Annotated in this window: 17 protein-coding genes; 15 read left to right on the top strand and 2 right to left on the bottom strand. The window is 68.1% G+C overall.

What is annotated here, in order from left to right:
- Nucleotides 1-36 precede the first annotated feature (36 nt).
- From EDF39_RS17640 to hemW, 3 genes are all read left to right on the top strand, one after another.
- Complete coding sequence (locus EDF39_RS17640; protein ID WP_199726216.1) at nucleotides 37-195, top strand: hypothetical protein; 159 nt, start codon at nucleotides 37-39, stop codon at nucleotides 193-195.
- A 239-nt stretch (nucleotides 196-434) separates the two neighbouring features.
- Nucleotides 435-1,085 carry a DUF1990 family protein gene (locus EDF39_RS14545; protein ID WP_055958361.1) on the top strand — a complete coding sequence of 217 codons (651 nt, stop codon included), beginning with the start codon at nucleotides 435-437 and terminating at the stop codon, nucleotides 1,083-1,085.
- Nucleotides 1,086-1,087: 2 nt separating this feature from the next.
- Complete coding sequence (hemW, locus tag EDF39_RS14540) at nucleotides 1,088-2,314, top strand: radical SAM family heme chaperone HemW (RefSeq protein ID WP_123944141.1); 1,227 nt, start codon at nucleotides 1,088-1,090, stop codon at nucleotides 2,312-2,314.
- A 250-nt stretch (nucleotides 2,315-2,564) separates the two neighbouring features.
- Here hemW and EDF39_RS14535 read toward each other — a convergent pair whose 3' ends face one another.
- Nucleotides 2,565-2,978, bottom strand: a complete 414-nt coding sequence (locus EDF39_RS14535) for a DUF4870 domain-containing protein (RefSeq protein ID WP_123944139.1) — start codon at nucleotides 2,976-2,978, stop codon at nucleotides 2,565-2,567.
- A gap of 145 nt (nucleotides 2,979-3,123) precedes the next feature.
- Here EDF39_RS14535 and hrcA point away from each other — a divergent pair, with 145 nt between their 5' ends.
- The 11 genes from hrcA (at nucleotide 3,124) to leuA (ending at nucleotide 14,325) form a co-directional block, all read left to right on the top strand.
- Nucleotides 3,124-4,155 carry a heat-inducible transcriptional repressor HrcA gene (gene hrcA / locus EDF39_RS14530; protein ID WP_123944137.1) on the top strand — a complete coding sequence of 344 codons (1,032 nt, stop codon included), beginning with the start codon at nucleotides 3,124-3,126 and terminating at the stop codon, nucleotides 4,153-4,155.
- 92 nt (nucleotides 4,156-4,247) lie between these two features.
- Complete coding sequence (gene dnaJ / locus EDF39_RS14525) at nucleotides 4,248-5,354, top strand: molecular chaperone DnaJ (protein ID WP_055958350.1); 1,107 nt, start codon at nucleotides 4,248-4,250, stop codon at nucleotides 5,352-5,354.
- 2 nt (nucleotides 5,355-5,356) lie between these two features.
- Nucleotides 5,357-6,097: a 16S rRNA (uracil(1498)-N(3))-methyltransferase gene (locus EDF39_RS14520; protein ID WP_123944135.1), complete on the top strand. Its 741-nt coding sequence runs from the start codon at nucleotides 5,357-5,359 to the stop codon at nucleotides 6,095-6,097.
- Nucleotides 6,098-6,170: 73 nt separating this feature from the next.
- Entirely contained in the window at nucleotides 6,171-6,545 is a 375-nt protein-coding gene (locus EDF39_RS14515; protein ID WP_123944133.1) for an HIT domain-containing protein, read from the top strand.
- The gene (locus EDF39_RS14510; RefSeq protein WP_370275192.1) at nucleotides 6,538-7,563 is read left to right on the top strand and encodes a PhoH family protein; all 1,026 of its coding nucleotides are present in this window, start codon (nucleotides 6,538-6,540) and stop codon (nucleotides 7,561-7,563) included. Before EDF39_RS14515 ends, EDF39_RS14510 begins: the two co-directional genes overlap by 8 nt.
- Entirely contained in the window at nucleotides 7,560-8,030 is a 471-nt protein-coding gene (gene ybeY / locus EDF39_RS14505; protein ID WP_123944131.1) for an rRNA maturation RNase YbeY, read from the top strand. Before EDF39_RS14510 ends, ybeY begins: the two co-directional genes overlap by 4 nt.
- A gap of 6 nt (nucleotides 8,031-8,036) precedes the next feature.
- Nucleotides 8,037-9,398, top strand: a complete 1,362-nt coding sequence (locus EDF39_RS14500) for a hemolysin family protein (RefSeq protein WP_123944129.1) — start codon at nucleotides 8,037-8,039, stop codon at nucleotides 9,396-9,398.
- Nucleotides 9,395-10,294: a GTPase Era gene (gene era / locus EDF39_RS14495; protein ID WP_055958337.1), complete on the top strand. Its 900-nt coding sequence runs from the start codon at nucleotides 9,395-9,397 to the stop codon at nucleotides 10,292-10,294. The genes EDF39_RS14500 and era overlap by 4 nt, the downstream gene beginning before the upstream one ends.
- Before the next feature lie 93 nt (nucleotides 10,295-10,387).
- Entirely contained in the window at nucleotides 10,388-11,674 is a 1,287-nt protein-coding gene (locus tag EDF39_RS14490) for a sensor histidine kinase (RefSeq protein ID WP_233573140.1), read from the top strand.
- On the top strand, nucleotides 11,671-12,372 hold the full coding sequence (locus EDF39_RS14485) for a response regulator transcription factor (protein ID WP_055958331.1): 702 nt from the start codon (nucleotides 11,671-11,673) through the stop codon (nucleotides 12,370-12,372). The genes EDF39_RS14490 and EDF39_RS14485 overlap by 4 nt, the downstream gene beginning before the upstream one ends.
- 189 nt (nucleotides 12,373-12,561) lie before the next feature.
- Nucleotides 12,562-14,325, top strand: a complete 1,764-nt coding sequence (gene leuA / locus EDF39_RS14480) for a 2-isopropylmalate synthase (RefSeq protein WP_123944127.1) — start codon at nucleotides 12,562-12,564, stop codon at nucleotides 14,323-14,325.
- 125 nt (nucleotides 14,326-14,450) lie between these two features.
- Here leuA and EDF39_RS14475 read toward each other — a convergent pair whose 3' ends face one another.
- On the bottom strand, nucleotides 14,451-15,113 hold the full coding sequence (locus tag EDF39_RS14475; RefSeq protein WP_055958325.1) for a trimeric intracellular cation channel family protein: 663 nt from the start codon (nucleotides 15,111-15,113) through the stop codon (nucleotides 14,451-14,453).
- 34 nt (nucleotides 15,114-15,147) lie between these two features.
- On the opposite strand from EDF39_RS14475, the gene recO reads away from it, so the two are divergent.
- Nucleotides 15,148-15,981, top strand: a complete 834-nt coding sequence (recO, locus tag EDF39_RS14470) for a DNA repair protein RecO (RefSeq protein ID WP_123944125.1) — start codon at nucleotides 15,148-15,150, stop codon at nucleotides 15,979-15,981.
- The last annotated feature ends 37 nt before the right edge of the window (nucleotides 15,982-16,018 follow it).

Here is a 16,018-nt window from a genome sequence, read left to right as displayed (position 1 = left end):
CACGCGGCCGACGACGAGAGCGGGCATGCTTAGGGCATGCCTGCTCTGTTTATCATCCTCATCATCGTCGGAATCGTCCTCTTCGGACTGAGCTTCATCGGCGCCGCCGTCAAGTTCCTGCTGATCATCGGTCTCATCGTGGTCGCGATCGGTGTGATCGGCTGGATCGTCCGGGCTGTCACCGGCAAGCGCTGACCACATAAGCGCTGGGGCCCGGCCCCATCGAGTGCACGAAAACCGCCCCCGCGACTCTCGCGAGGGGCGGTTTTCGCACACTCGGCGTCGTGCGGCACGCATTCGGCGGCACTCGGCGGCCTTCGATCGCACCGGTCACCGAGTGCCGCCTAATGCCGACGCACACGAGCTCAAACCGGCAAATGGCGGCACTCGGCCTCTCGCGCGAGCAGCCCAGGGCCCGGCGTTAGACTCGACGGATGCGCCGCGCGACCCACACCGACACCCAGACCACCTACGGGCAGGTCGGGGCAACGCAGGCCCCCGACCTGATGCAGTACCCGCCGAAGGGCTTCCGCCCCGTCGAGTACCGCACCCGCATCGGCCACGGCGACGCCCGCTTCGAGGCGGCCTGGTCGGCCATCATGACCTGGAAGGTGCAGGAGCGCAGCGGCATCGACGTCCACGTCGATTCCGTGCCGACCGTCGAGGAGGGCGCGTACACGCCCGTCACCTTCGACGACGAGGGCAACCCGCTCGAGGGTGCCGACTACTCGCCCTCTGACGGAGAGTCCCACTTCTCGCCCGAAGGGGAGCCGTTCCTCACTGCCGGAACAACCGCCACGCTTTCGATCAAGGCCTACGGCCGCACCAACCGCGCGCCGGTGCGTGTGGTCTACGTGATCGACGAGCCGACCCGCAAGGGCTTCGCCTACGGCACCCTCGAGGGTCACCCCGAGAGCGGCGAAGAGTCGTGGGTCATCGACCAGACCGACGACGGCTCCGTCTGGCTCACCATTCGCGCGTTCTCGCGTCCCGCCAACTGGAAGTGGCGCCTCGTTGCCCCGTTCCTCCGCGCGCAGCAGAACAAGTTCACCCAGCGCTACCTCCGCGTGCTGGTCGGCGACTAGGCGTGCCCAGCACTCTTCCTCTCGGCGACCCCGCGCCCGCCGACGGCGCCCTTCCGGCATCCGTCGTCGAGGGGGCCGACGCTCGCGACTTCGGCGTCTACCTGCACGTGCCGTTCTGCCGCGTGCGGTGCGGGTACTGCGACTTCAACACCTACACGGGCGACGAGCTCCGCGGGGTGAAGAGGAGCGATTACGCCGGGCAGGCGGTGAGTGAGATCGAGGGGGCCGGGCGGATCCTTCGCTCTGCCGGTCTTCCCGACCGAGTCGTGTCGACCGTCTTCTTCGGCGGAGGCACCCCGACGATGCTGCCGTCGAGCGATCTCTCGGCGATGCTCGCAGCGGTCCGCGATACCTGGTCGCTCGAAGACGGGGCAGAGGTCACCACCGAGGCGAATCCCGATTCGGTCGACGCCGAGTACCTCCGGGCGCTCAAAGAGAGCGGGTTCACGCGCGTCAGCTTCGGCATGCAGTCGGCCGTTCCGAGCGTGCTGGCAACTCTGGAGCGCACGCACGACCCGGCGAGGATCCCGCTCGTCGTCGAATGGGCCCGAGACGCGGGGCTCGACGTCAGCCTCGATCTCATCTACGGCACGCCCGGCGAGACGCTCGGCGACTGGGAGCGCTCGCTCGACCAGGCCCTGGCCCAGGAGCCCGATCATCTGTCGGCGTACTCGCTCATCGTCGAAGACGGGACGAAGCTCGCCCGGCAGATCCGGCGTGGCGAGGTCGCTCAGCCCGACGACGACACGGCCGCCGACATGTACGAGTTGGCCGACGCGCGCCTCGCCTCGGCGGGCTACGAGTGGTACGAGGTCAGCAACTGGGCGCGGGGCGACGAGCACTCGAGCCGGCACAACCTGTCGTACTGGCGCGGCCACGACTGGTGGGGAGTCGGCCCCGGCGCTCACAGCCATGTCGGGGGAGTCCGTTGGTGGAACGTCAAGCACCCTGCCGCCTACGCCGAGCGTGTGCTCTCGGGCGTCTCGCCCGCGGCCGGTCGAGAGACCCTCGACGCCGAGACCCGTGCGGTCGAGAACGTCCTTTTGAAGACTAGGATCCGAGACGGCCTGCTCGTCGCCGAGCTCGACGAGACCGGCAGAAAGGCCGTGGCCGGGCTCATCGCCGACGAGTTGGTCGACGGCAGGCGGGCGCTTGCGGGCACGATCCGGTTGACGCTTCGCGGTCGGCTGCTGGCCGACGCCGTCGTGCGCCGTCTGCTCGGCGACTGAGCTCGCCCGCTCCCCGCCCGGCCGCGATCCAGACGTCGCTTTCGCCGAGTGCCGCCTAATGCTCGCTCGGCCAGGCCTCAGCCGGCATTTGGCGGCACTCGGGGCTTCAGCCAGTGCCCGGCCAGCGGCAGGCCGAGCATTTTCTGCCGAGTGCCGCCCAATGCGCGCTCGGCGAGACCCCTGCCGGCATTTGGCGGCACTCGGGGCTCTACCGTCGCGCGGCGGCCCGCGAGGAGACTCGCAGGGCGCCTCAGGCCTTGATGAACTCGATGCTCAGCGGGTAGCGGTAGTACTCGCCGCGATTGGCCGCCAGCGCGGCGATGATCGAGAAGACGATGTTGACGATCCAGACGGCGCCCACGATCAGCAGGCCGATGCCGACGATCGAGAGAAGGCCGCCGATGAAGCTAGCGATCAGCATCGTCAGCTGGAAGTTGAGGGCGACGCGAGTGTGCTCGCGGATGAAGGGCCCGCGATCGCGCAGCAGAAGGTAGCCGATCAACGATGGCAGGAAGTAGAAGATGCCGCCCACGTGAATCAGCGTGGCCCAGAGCTTCTCGTCTTCGGGCCGGAGCGGCTGCTGCGGCTGGTTGCCGCCGTAGGGAGGCTGATTTCCGCCGTACGGGCCGTCGGTCGGGGGCGGAGGGGGAGGTGTGCCGGTCATGTCTCGCCAATCGTCGTCGGTCAGCGAGCCTAGCGGCACGCCCCGCCCCACGACCAGGGCTTGTCGGGGGCGTGGAGTACCATTGGCAGTCTCACGGAGCGAGTGCCAGCCGTGCGACGTTCCGAATTCGTGGAGGGAGGCGACCGTGGTCAGCGAGCGAGGTCTCGAGGTTCTCCGCGTCATCGTCCACGACTACGTCGAGTCGCGCGAGCCCGTCGGTTCGAAGTCGATCGTCGAGCGCCACCAGTTCGGTGTCTCCGCGGCCACGATCCGCAACGACATGGCTCTGCTCGAAGAAGAAGAGCTGATCGCCGCGCCCCATACGTCGTCGGGTCGAGTGCCCACCGACAAGGGGTATCGCCTGTTCGTGAACCAGCTTGCCGACCTGCGGCCGCTGACTGTCGCCCAGCGCACAGCCATCGAGACGTTCCTCGGCAACTCGTCCGATCTCGACGAGGTGCTCTCGCGCACGGTGCGGCTGCTGTCGCAGCTCACCAACCAGGTTGCGCTCGTCCAATACCCCACGTTCTCCCGAGCCACGGTTCGTCACGTCGAGCTCGTTCGTCTCAGCGAGACCCGCCTGATGACGGTGCTCATCACCGACTCCGGCCACGTCGAGCAACGAAGCATCGAGACGGCGATCGCGGTCGACGAGGCCTTCGTCGGCGAGCTCCGCGCGAAACTCAACACCCGTGTCGGCGGCAAGACGCTCGCCGAGGCAGCCGCCGTGCTGACCGCGCTGCCGACCGAGTTCCGCCCCGAGCGCGCCGCCTTCGTGGCGGCCGTCTGCACCGCCCTCGTCGACGAGGCGACGGCAGGCCGGCAAGAACGCCTGGTCATGGCCGGCACGGCGAACCTCGTGCTCACCGAAGACGACTTCTCGGGCAACCTCTTTCCCGTCCTCGAAGCCATCGAAGAGCAGGTCACCCTGCTTCGACTCTTCGGCGAGATGCGCGACGGCCCGGCGGGCGACGCCGACGTCATCGCGCGAATCGGCCGTGAGAACGACTCGTTCGGCCTCGGCCAGACGTCGGTTCTCGCCAGCGGCTACACGGCGTCGGGTGGCGAGGTGGCCCGGCTGGGCGTCCTCGGCCCCACCCGCATGGACTACTCGAGCAACATGGCGGCCGTCCGCGCGGTGGCACGCTACCTGAGTGGCCTTCTCGGCAACGACTGAGACGATTTCGCACCCTTTCCCGTCGGATCCTGAGCTTCAGGATCCCTCCCCAAGACTCACCGAATCCCCTTACGAAAGCACGACGGAGACCAGTGGCAGATCACTATGACGTCCTCGGAGTCGAGCGCAGCGCGACCCCGGAACAGATCAAGAAGGCGTACCGGAAGCTCGCACGCGAGCTCCACCCCGACGTCAACCCGAGCCCCGAGGCATCGGACCGCTTCAAAGACGTCACGCACGCCTACGACGTCCTGAGCGACCCGCAGCAGCGGGAGCGCTACGACCTCGGCCCGCAGCCGGGCTTCGGGGGCGGTGGCGGCGGCGGCGCCGGTTTCGGTGACATCTTCGACGCGTTCTTCGGCGGCAACCAGCAGCGCCAGGGCCCCAGGTCACGCCGCGAGCGTGGGCAAGACGCCCTCCTGCGCCTCGAGGTCGACCTCGAAGACATCATCTTCGGTGTTCAGCGCGACATCGAGGTCGACACGGCCGTGCTGTGCGAGACCTGCAACGGCTCATGCTGCGCTCCGGGCACCAGCCCGCAGACCTGCGACATCTGCCATGGCACCGGTTCGATCAACCGCCAGGTGCGCTCGCTCCTCGGCAACGTGATGACCTCGAGCCCCTGCGGCACCTGCCGCGGCTACGGCACGGTCATCCCGAACCCCTGCCCGACCTGCCAGGCCCAGGGTCGCGTCCGAGCCCGCCGTACGATCCCCGTAGACGTACCCGCGGGCGTCGACACCGGCATCCGCCTGCAGATGCCCGGCCAGGGCGAGGTCGGCCCCGCCGGCGGCCCGAACGGCGACCTCTACCTCGAGGTCAAGGTGAAGCACCACGACGTCTACAGCCGCAACGGCGACGACCTCCTGGCAACACTCGAGGTGCAGATGGCCGACGCGATCCTCGGCACGACGACCACGGTCAAGGCCCTCGACGGCGACATCTCGGTCGAGGTCAAGCCGGGCACGCAGAGCGCCGACGTCGTCACCATCAAAGACCGCGGCGTCACGCGACTTCGCGGCACGGGTCGCGGCGACCTCAAGATCGGCATCCAGGTGGTCACCCCGACCAAACTCAGCCACAAGGAGCGCGAGCTGGTCGAGAAGTTCGCCTCCGGCCGCAAGCACGATTCGCCGCAGCTCTCGCAGTTTCAGCAGGGTCTCTTCGGCAAGCTCCGCGACCGGTTTCTGAACTTCTGATCGTGGCGCACTTCTACCTCGCCGACGAGCTGACCGAGACCTCCGCCGGCTCCGACGTGGTGCTGACCGGCGCCGAAGCCCGACATGCCGTCACGGTGAGCCGGGTTCGGGTCGGCGACGCACTGCGAGTCGGCAACGGGCGAGGGCTCGTCGTCGGGGGAACCGTGCAGGAGGCGAGCGGAGACCGACTCGTGCTTCGCGTCGAGACGGTGGTTGCGGATCCTGGTCCGCTTCGCCGTGTCGTGCTCGCGCAGGCGCTTGCGAAAGGCGATCGCGACGAGCTCGCCGTGCAGGCGGCCACTGAACTCGGGGTCGACGAGGTCGTGCCCTGGGCGGCGGGGCGCAGCATCTCGCGCTGGGAGGGGCCGAAGGTGGCCAAGGGCCTGGCACGCTGGCGCGCCATCGTGCGCGAAGCGACCAAGCAGTCGATTCGTGCGTGGCAGCCGACGGTGTCCGAGGTCGCGACGACGGCCCAGCTCGTGGCCCGGGCGGCAACGTCACGAGTGCTGGTGCTCGAACCCACGGCGACCGTTGCGCTCTCGACCGTCGATCTGGGCGACGAGGCCGACACTCGCGACGTCGTCATCGTCGTCGGCCCGGAGGGCGGCGTAACGCCGCACGAGATCGAGGCGCTCGAGGCGGCTGGCGCCATCGCTGTGCGCCTCGGCGACTCGGTGCTCCGCACCTCGACAGCGGGCCCGGCCGCGCTGGCCGCGCTGAGTCTGCGACTCGGGCGCTGGTGACGGTGCACTGCGGCTCGTGCGACCCGCTTTCTCCGCCCGGTCCGGTGTCGGTCGCCTTCGTTACGATGGGGGCATGAGCACCTCCGCAGCCGAGCCGACGATCTTCGAGCGAATCGTGCGTCGAGAGATCCCGGCGACGATCGTTTTCGAGAGCGATTCGGTGATCGCCTTCGAAGACATCGCGCCGAAAGCACCCGTGCACCTCCTCGTCGTACCGAAGACCGCCGCCTACGCGAATGTCGTCGAGTTGGCCGCAGGCGATCCCGGGCTGCTCGCCGAGATCGTCGATGTCGCATCGCGGTTGGTGACGGATCCCGCCGTCATCCGGGAATTCACGCCGGGTGAGTTCCGCTTGATCTTCAATACCGGCGAAGCAGCCGGTCAGACCGTTTTCCACGTTCACGCCCACGTCATGGCGGGCACCCTCCAGGAAGGCTCACTTGCCTAATAGCTCCGAAAGCCCCACCGGTGCCGGCGGCACCGGTTCCACCGTTCGCGACGACCTCACCATCGATGGCGTGGCCATGGTGCAGCTCCTCGGCCCGCAGGATCGCCTGCTGCGAACCGTCGAACAGCGGTATCCGTCGGTGCGAGTGCTGGTCCGGGGCAACGAGGTCTCACTCGAGGGCCCCGCAGACGACGTCCGCCGTGCGCGCGACCTCGTCGACGAACTGGTGACGATGGTGCGGTCGGGGCACGAGCTCGGCCCCGCCGAGGTCGCGACCACGGGCGAGATCCTCGACAGCGGCAAGGGTCACCCCGCCGAGCTGTTCGGCACCACGATCCTGACGAACAAGGGTAAGAGCATCCGGGTGAAGACGCTCGGCCAGAAAGACTACGTCGACGCCATCGACGACAACACGATCGTCTTCGGCATCGGCCCGGCCGGCACCGGCAAGACCTACCTCGCGATGGCCAAGGCCGTCCAGGCGCTGCAGCGGCGCGAAGTCTCGCGCATCATCCTCACGCGGCCCGCCGTCGAGGCCGGTGAGCGGCTCGGCTTCCTGCCAGGCACCCTCACCGACAAGATCGATCCCTACCTCCGCCCTCTCTACGACGCGCTCGGCGAGATGATGGATCCCGAGATCGTGCCGAAGCTTCTGGCAGCGGGCACCATCGAGGTGGCTCCGCTCGCGTACATGCGCGGCCGCACGCTCAACGACGCGTTCGTCGTGCTCGACGAGGCGCAGAACACCACGCCCGAGCAGATGAAGATGTTCCTCACGCGTCTCGGGTTCGGCTCCAAGATGGTGGTCACCGGCGACATCACCCAGGTCGACCTCCCGACCGGCTCCAGCGGGCTGCAGCTCGTCACGAGGGTGCTCGGCGAGATCGACGACATCCACTTCGCTCGTCTCACCAGCGACGACGTGGTGCGCCACACCCTCGTCGCCAAGATCGTCGACGCCTACACGAAGTTCGACGCTGAGAAGCTCGCCCGACTCCACGCGAAAGAAGCCCAGTGAGCATCGAGATCAACAACGAATCCGGCATCGACGGGCTGGAGGGCGACGAGGCGACCATTCTTCGCCTCGCGACCTTCGCGCTCGATCAGATGCACGTCCATCCCGAGGCCGAGCTCGCGATCGTGCTCGTCGACGAGGCAGCGATGGAGCAGCTCCACGTGCAGTGGATGGACGAACCCGGCCCCACCGACGTGCTGAGCTTTCCGATGGACGAACTCCGGCCCGGCACCGAAGACGAGCCCACGCCCGCCGGTCTCCTCGGCGACATCGTGGTCTGCCCGCAGGTCGCCGCCGCCCAGGCTGTCACGGCGGGCCACTCGACGCTCGACGAGATGCTGCTGCTCACCTGCCACGGCGTCCTGCACCTGCTCGGATTCGACCACGCCGAACCCGACGAGAAGGCCGAGATGTTCGGCATCCAGGGGCAGATCCTCTCGGCCTTCGCCGAGCTCGATTCCGCGAGGTAGCGACCGATGATGATCGCGATCTTCGTCACCGCGGCCGTCCTCCTCGTCGTGTTCGGCGGTGTGCTCGCAGCGACCGACTCGGCTCTGACCGTGTTGAGCCGTGCCGACCTGCTCGAGCTGGCCGAGAAGCGGCGCCGAGGTGGCAGCGCCCTGGTAGCGATCGCCGACGACATCGGCGCGCACGTCAATGCCGTCAACTTCGTGCGGATCCTCGCCGAGACGGCCGCCGCCGTGCTGGTCTCGCTCGCCTTCGCCTACACGATCGCCGAGTGGTGGTGGGCGTTGCTCCTGTCCGCCCTCATCATGACCCTGGTCTCGTTCGTGCTGGTCGGCTCCAGCCCTCGCAGCGTCGGGCGGGCTCACGCTCGCGCTCTGATCGGCTTCGACGCCTCGCTCGTCCGGGCGATCCGGCTCGTGCTCGGCCCCGTCGCAGCCCTACTGGTCGCGCTCGGCGACCGGGTGACCCCGGGCCGCAACAGCGCCACCTCGTTCTCCTCCGAAGAGCAGTTGCTCAGCATGGTCGACGAGGCCACCGAGATGGAGGTGCTCGACGAAGACGACCGCACTCTCATCCACTCCATCTTCGAGTTCAGTGAGACCGTGGTCCGCGAGGTGATGGTGCCGCGCACCGACATGGTCACCGTCGACGCCGACGCCACGATCGAGACGACCATGGGCGTGTTCCTCGGCAAGGGCGTCTCCCGTGTGCCGGTCGTCGGGCGCGACAGCGACGACATCCTCGGCATCGTCTATCTGCGCGACACGGCCCGCTTCCTCCACGAGGGTCGTGGTGCGTCGCTCCGTTACGCGTCTGACCTCGCCAAGCCCGCGGTCTTCGTGCCCGAATCCAAGCGAGCCGACGAGACTCTGCGCCAGATGCAGGCGGGCAAGAACCACCTCGCGATGATCGTCGACGAATACGGCGGAATCGCCGGCCTCGTCACTCTCGAAGACCTCATCGAAGAGCTCGTCGGCGACATCAGCGACGAATACGACCAGGCCGTGTCGTCGCACCGCGAGGTCTCGGACGGCGTGTACCTCGTCAGCGCCCGCTTGCCGGTCGACGAGCTCGGCGACCTGTTCGGCATCGAGCTCGACGACGACGACGTCGATTCGGTGGGCGGGCTCCTGACGAAGGCGCTCGGACGACTTCCCGAACGAGGATCCGAGGCCACGGTCTCCGGGCTCATCCTCACCGCGAATCGCACGGAGGGCCGCCGGCGCGACCTGCAGACCGTCCTGGTGCGTCGCGACCCGGCCCTCATCGCCAGCCAGGCCGCCTTCGCAGCTCACGCCGGCTCCACCACCCCGATCCGACCGAATTCCCCCGGCAGCACCAGCACCTCCAACGAGCGGACAGCACGATGACCCCTTCCCCCGAATACCGCGCCGGCTTCGTCTCGTTCGTCGGTCGACCGAACGTGGGCAAATCGACCCTCACCAATGCTCTGGTGGGCGAGAAGGTCGCGATCACCTCGTCGAAGCCGCAGACCACCCGTCGCGCCATCCGCGGCATCGTGCACGCACCCAGCGGCCAGCTCGTGCTCGTCGACACCCCCGGCATGCATCGCCCCCGCACCCTTCTCGGCGAGCGGCTCAACTCGGTCGTGCAAGACACGCTGGGCGAGGTCGACGTGATCTGCTTCTGCGTTCCCGCCGACGAGAAGCTCGGCCCCGGCGACCGCTTCATCAACGAGCAGCTCGACCAGTTTCCTCGCGCCAAGAAGGTCGCGCTGGTCACGAAGGTCGACGCGTCCTCCCGCGCCGCTGTGGCAGAGCAGCTCCTCGCCGTCAGCGGCCTGCGCGACTGGGAGACGATCATCCCGCTCTCCGCGGTCTCGAAGATCCAGCTCGACACGGTGGTCTCCGAGCTGATCCGACTCCTGCCGGTGTCGCCGCAGCTCTACCCGAGCGACATCGTCACCGAGGAGCTCGTCGAAGACCGCGTCAGCGAGTTCATCCGCGAAGCCGCGCTCGAGGGCGTCCAAGACGAGCTTCCGCACTCGCTCGCCGTCACCATCGACGACATCGTCGAGCGCGACGACAAAGAGCTGATCGAGATCTACGCCAACCTCTTCGTCGAGCGCGACAGCCAGAAGGGCATCATCATCGGCCACAAGGGAGCGCGCCTCCGCGAGGTCGGCGAGCGAGCCCGTGCTCAGATCGAACCGTTGGTCGGCAAGCAGGTCTTCCTCTCGATCCGGGTGAAGGTCGCGAAAGACTGGCAGCGCGACCCGAAGCAGCTCGGGCGCCTCGGCTTCTAGCCAGTACATCGCGAGAGTGATTCCGGTCGCCGAAGGTCGCGACTCCGCCTCCCGAGCGGGGCGGGCGGCGACAGACCCCCTACGGTGGAGGGCGTGATCTTCCGACGCCTCACCTCGCGCCAACTGGCGTTCGATGTGGCGGTGGCCGTCGTCACGACGCTGGTCACGCTGCCGTTCGACTACCGGGCCAACGCGTTCTCGCTGATCATCACCGGCGGCATGGTCGTCGCGCTGGCGTTCCGCCGCATCTCGCCCGCGGCGGCATTGTCTCTCGCCTGGGCGACCGCCGCCTTCGAGATGCTGACGCTCTCGACCCCGCAGGTGTCGAACCTCGCGATCTGTGCGGTGCTGTACGCAACCGCGGCGTATGGCAGCTCCCGCGTCAAGTGGCTCGGCCTCGGCTCCGTCGGCATCGGCGCAGCGCTCGGCATGTTCTACGTGACTTTCGCCCGGCTGGCCCTGTTCGGGGTGCCGCACGACGTCACCAACGCGACCGACCTCGTCCAGTTGCTGCTCCAAATCGGCGTGACGTTCCTCGGATTCCTGGCGCTTCTCGGGTTGCCCTGGGTGGGAGGTCAGCTCGTCCGCACGCGACTCGCCGCGAGGGAGAGCCGCGACGCGCAGCTCATCGCCGAGCGCGAAGCTCTCCGCGCCGAGAACGATGCAGCCCGTGCCGCCCGCGAGGCGGCTCGGGCCGAGCGCGACATCGCCGTCGAGCAGGAGCGATCACGGATCGCGCGCGACATGCACGACGTCGTCGCTCACTCGCTCGCCGTCGTCATCGCGCAGGCCGACGGTGCCCGCTACGCCTATCAGGCTGACCCGACCTCGGTTGAGCAGTCGCTGAGCACCATCGCGGCGACCGCCCGCGAATCGCTGGTCGAGGTGCGTGTGCTCCTCGGCCAGCTCCGGCACAGCCAGGGGGCGGCACCGCAGCCGGTTCTCGGCGACCTCGAGAAGCTCGTGGACCAGATGACGGCAGCCGGCCTCTCGATCGATCTGCGCTCGAGCGGCACCCCGGGCCAGCTCGGTAGCAACCGCCAACTCGCCATCTACCGGATCGTGCAGGAGTCCCTCACGAACGTCCTGCGCCACGGCGACCGGACGTCCACCGTCGAGGTGCTCTTCGACTGGCGTCCCGACGACCTGATCATCGTCGTCGCGTCGACCATGCAGCCTGCGGCACCGATCGATCCGAACGCCCTGACGTCGAGCGGGCAGTTCCGCCCCGATGAGCGGCGGGGCCACGGCATCGTCGGCATGCGCGAGCGCGCGATTCTCGCCGGCGGCACCCTCACCACCCACCAGGCCGGGGGCAGCTTCATCGTGCGAGCCACGATCCCCACCGCCGCGCTGACCCAGGAGGTCCGACTTCGATGACAACCACCAGCCCCACCGACGCCCCGACCGCCTCGCGCATTCGGGTGCTCCTCGTCGACGACCAGGCGCTGTTCCGGGCGGGCATCCGCATGGTGGTCTCGTCGCAGCGCGATCTGGAGTTCGTGGGGGAGGCAGGCGACGGAGCCGAGGGCGTCGAGGTCGCGGCGCGGACGCGACCGGACGTCGTGCTCATGGACATCCGCATGCCGAACATGGACGGCATAGCTGCCACCGCAGCCATTCTCGAACAGGCGGACCGCGAAAAGAGGCCCGCGCCCCGGATCCTCGTCTTGACGACCTTCGATCTCGACGAGGCGGCGACTCGCGCGATCCGCAGCGGAGCCAGCGGCTTCGTGTTGAAAGACAGCGATCCCGAGTTTCTGCTCGCCGCGATTCGCACCGTGCACGCGGGCACGAGCGTCATCGCCGCGTCGGCGACGCGCGAGCTCTTCGAGCACTTCGACGGCGGAAACCAAGGATCCAAGGTGGCGCCCGAGGCGTTCGGCGCACTGACCACGAGAGAGCGCGACATCTTCCAGTCGGCCGCTCGCGGGCTGTCGAACTCCGAGATCGCGCAGCTCGAGTACCTCAGCGAGGCGACCGTCAAGACCCATATCTCGAGGATCCTCGCGAAGCTCTCGCTTCGCGATCGTGTCCAGCTGGTGGTCTACGCCTACGAGCACGGGCTCATCGTCTGACGCACCGCCCCCGATCCGTCGCGCGGTGGCCTCTGACGGGAGCCCGGTGCTAGGGTCATTTTGTGCTGTTCGGCCTGCTCCTTCTTAGTTGCCGCGACGAGACCTCCTCCTAAGGCCTCCCTCGTCGCGGTGTTCGCGTTGCTTCTCCACGCAACTGGCTGACCACTTTCACGACGCAAGGTAGAGACCATGAAGAACTCGCAGCAGCCCTCCGGGATGCCGATCCACAAGTACGTCCCGTTCCACGAGCAGATCGCAGTCGACCTGCCCGATCGAACCTGGCCGACGAAGCGAACGACGAAGGCCCCTCGCTGGTGCGCGGTCGACCTCCGTGACGGCAACCAGGCCCTCATCGATCCGATGAGCCCTGAGCGCAAGCGGATCATGTTCGATCTGCTCGTGAACATGGGCTACAAAGAGATCGAGGTCGGTTTCCCCTCGGCCTCGCAGACCGATTTCGACTTCGTGCGCAGCCTCATCGAAGAGAACGCGATCCCCGACGACGTCACCATCCAGGTGCTGACCCAGGCGCGCGAACATCTCATCAACCGCACCTATGAGTCGATCAAGGGCGCCAAGCAGGCGATCGTCCACCTCTACAACTCCACCAGCATCCTGCAGCGCGACGTCGTGTTCCGCACCGATAAGCAGGGCATCATCGACATCGCCCTCGAGGGCGCCCGCCTCTGCAAGATCGCCGAGGCCACCGTCCCCGAGACGATCGTCTACTACGAATACAGCCCCGAGTCGTTCACCGGCACCGAGCTCGAATTCGCCCGCGACATCTGCAACGCCGTCGTCGAGGTGTTCGAGCCCACCCCGGAACGCCAGGTCATCGTCAACCTGCCTGCCACCGTCGAGATGGCCTCGCCGAACGTCTACGCCGACGCCATCGAGTGGATGAGCCGCAACCTCGCTCACCGCGAGAACGTGATCCTGTCGCTGCACCCGCACAACGATCGCGGCACCGCTATCGCCGCGGCCGAACTCGGCTACCTGGCCGGTGCAGACCGCATCGAAGGCTGCCTCTTCGGCAATGGCGAGCGCACCGGCAACGTCGACCTGGTCGCCCTCGGCATCAACCTGTTCACCCAGGGCATCGACCCCGAGATCGACTTCTCCGATCTCGACGAGGTCAAGCGCACGGCCGAATACTGCAACCAGCTGCCCGTGCCCGAGCGCAGCCCGTGGGCCGGTGACCTCGTCTACACGGCTTTCTCGGGCTCGCACCAGGACGCCATCAAGAAGGGCTTCGAGGCGATGGCCGCGTCGGCGGCGTCTCAGGGCAAGTCCGTCGACGACATCGCCTGGGCCGTGCCGTACCTGCCGGTCGACCCGAAAGACCTGGGTCGCTCGTACGAAGCCGTCATCCGCGTCAACTCGCAGTCGGGCAAGGGCGGCGTCGCCTACCTGCTGAAGACCGACCACTCGCTCGATCTGCCGCGCAAACTGCAGATCGATTTCTCGGGTGTCGTGCAGTCGAAGACCGACTCCGAGGGCGGCGAGGTGACGAGCGAGCAGATCTGGGAGATCTTCCAAGACGAATACCTGCCCGCCCAGGTCGACGATGCCAAGTGGGGCCACTTCGAGCTCACCCGCACCGGCACCCGCAGCGACATGAGCGGTGAGACTCACCTCTCGGTCGACCTCCGGGCCGGTTCGTCGGTCGTCTCGACCGAGGGCGTCGGCAGCGGCCCGATCGCCGCATTCATCGCCGTGCTGGCCGATCAGGGCGTGCAGGTGAAGCTGTACGACTACGTCGAGCACACCCTCAGCGCCTCGGGCGACGCTCAGGCCGCGGCCTACGTCGAACTCGACGTCGACGGCACGCGCCTCTGGGGAGTCGGAATCGACGCCGACATCTCGACGGCGAGCCTGAAGGCCATCGTCTCGGCCGTCAACCGCGCGCTGCGCACCCGGGCCGACGTCGACGCCGAGTTGGCGACGGCCTAGCCCGCTCGCGCCCTAGCGGCCCGGCGACACTGCGACACGGCGACACCGCCTTTCGGGGAAGACACCGCCCATCGCGGGTGTCTTCTCCGGAAGGCGGTGTCGTTCGTGCCTGCGGCGGGCCTCGCCTAGCGAGGGCGACGCCAGCGCGGCAGCCGTGACAGCGCGCGTTGCTCGGGTAGGCTCCATCCGAACCGCACCGCCAGCAGGCGGATCGAGAACGTCGTCGCGGTTCCGATGAGGCCGGCCAGCGGGGTCGGCACCCCGAAGACGACGAGGGCGACGAGCAGGGCCGCACCCGCCCCGGCGGCCACGGCGTAGAGCGAGCCGACGTGCATCATGGCGATCGTCAGGTTCATCAGCAGGTCACGGACGACCGAGCCGCCGACCGCCGAGACGACCCCGACGAAGACCGCCGGGATCTCGGGCAGGCCGAGCGCCAGCGCCTTGGTCGCTCCGATCGCTCCGAACAGGCCGATGGTCAACGCGTCGAGGATCGTGATGAACCCCGCCAGCCGGTTGAACAACCGCTGCAGCAGCATTCCGAGCAGCGCGGCAAGCACCGCGGTCATGAGATACCAGTTGCTCTGCATCGCTCTCGGCACCTCGCCGATGAGCACATCACGAAGGATCCCGCCGCCCAGCCCCGTTGCCGTGCCAATGATGGCGACCCCGAGCAGATCGACCCGACGCTCCCGGAACTGGCTCGCGAAGAGGGCACCCTGGAGGCTGCCGATGGCCACCGCCAGAAGATCAGCCCAGAGGGGGATGGAGAAGGCTGTGGCGGACACCCAGTGATTCTGCCACGCGGGGGATACTGGACGGGTGCCGGTCTATCGAGATGAATGCGTAATTCTGCGCACCCACAAGTTGGGTGAGGCAGACCGGATCCTGACGATGCTCTCGCGCTCACACGGCAAGATCCGCGCCGTCGCGAAGGGCGTCCGCCGCACCGCGTCGAAGTTCGGCGCGCGGCTCGAGCCGTTCATGGTGGCCGACCTGCAGCTCTACGGGGGCCGCAGCCTCGACATCGTCACCCAGGCCGAGTCGATCGGGTCGTACGGCGCCGCGATCGTCTCCGACTACGCGAGCTACACCGCCGCCAGCGTGCTCGTCGAGACCGCCGACAAGCTCACCGACGCCGAGGCAGGTCTCCAGCAGTACCTGCTGCTCGTCGGCGCCCTGCGGTCGCTCGCGCAGCGCGCTCACGACCCTCAGCTGATCCTCGACTCGTATCTCCTCCGCGCCCTGTCCATCGCCGGCTGGGCCCCGAGCTTCGGTGACTGCGCCGTCACCGGTGCCCCCGGCCCGCACTCCGCCTTCGTGGTGCAGCTCGGCGGCGTCGTGGCCGATGAGGCGGCACCCCCCGGGGCGCCGCGCCTGGATCCTCAGACTCTCGCCCTGCTCGGGGCCCTGCTCAGCGGAGACTGGGCCACCGCCGAGGCGATGGGCGAGAGCACCCGCAATCAGGCGAGCGGCGTGGTCGCCGCCTACACGCAGTGGCACCTCGAGCGCGGGCTCCGGTCGCTGCAACACGTCGATCGCACCCCCGCCGTCAGTGCCGCTGGCGCCGGTGCCGCTGGCGTCAATGCCGCTGTCGTCAACGCCCCTCGCGTCAACGCCCCTCGCGTCAATGCCCGAACAGGAGAAGTTCTGTGAGCTCTACCCCCTCCGCCGGTTCTGAGAAGCGCGGGCT

Origin of the sequence: Frondihabitans sp. PhB161, assembly GCF_003814635.1 — a bacterium.
In the GTDB taxonomy this organism is placed as follows: domain Bacteria; phylum Actinomycetota; class Actinomycetes; order Actinomycetales; family Microbacteriaceae; genus Frondihabitans.
This window is presented reverse-complemented; position numbering and strand designations above follow the sequence as displayed.

Coding starts and splice junctions, on each gene's coding strand:
- EDF39_RS17640 (WP_199726216.1), top strand. CDS start 37: ATGCCTGCTCTGTTTATCATCCTCATCATCGTCGGAATCGTCCTCTTC.
- EDF39_RS14545 (WP_055958361.1), top strand. CDS start 435: ATGCGCCGCGCGACCCACACCGACACCCAGACCACCTACGGGCAGGTC.
- EDF39_RS14535 (WP_123944139.1), bottom strand. CDS start 2,978: ATGACCGGCACACCTCCCCCTCCGCCCCCGACCGACGGCCCGTACGGC.
- EDF39_RS14515 (WP_123944133.1), top strand. CDS start 6,171: ATGAGCACCTCCGCAGCCGAGCCGACGATCTTCGAGCGAATCGTGCGT.
- EDF39_RS14500 (WP_123944129.1), top strand. CDS start 8,037: ATGATGATCGCGATCTTCGTCACCGCGGCCGTCCTCCTCGTCGTGTTC.
- era (WP_055958337.1), top strand. CDS start 9,395: ATGACCCCTTCCCCCGAATACCGCGCCGGCTTCGTCTCGTTCGTCGGT.
- EDF39_RS14485 (WP_055958331.1), top strand. CDS start 11,671: ATGACAACCACCAGCCCCACCGACGCCCCGACCGCCTCGCGCATTCGG.
- leuA (WP_123944127.1), top strand. CDS start 12,562: ATGAAGAACTCGCAGCAGCCCTCCGGGATGCCGATCCACAAGTACGTC.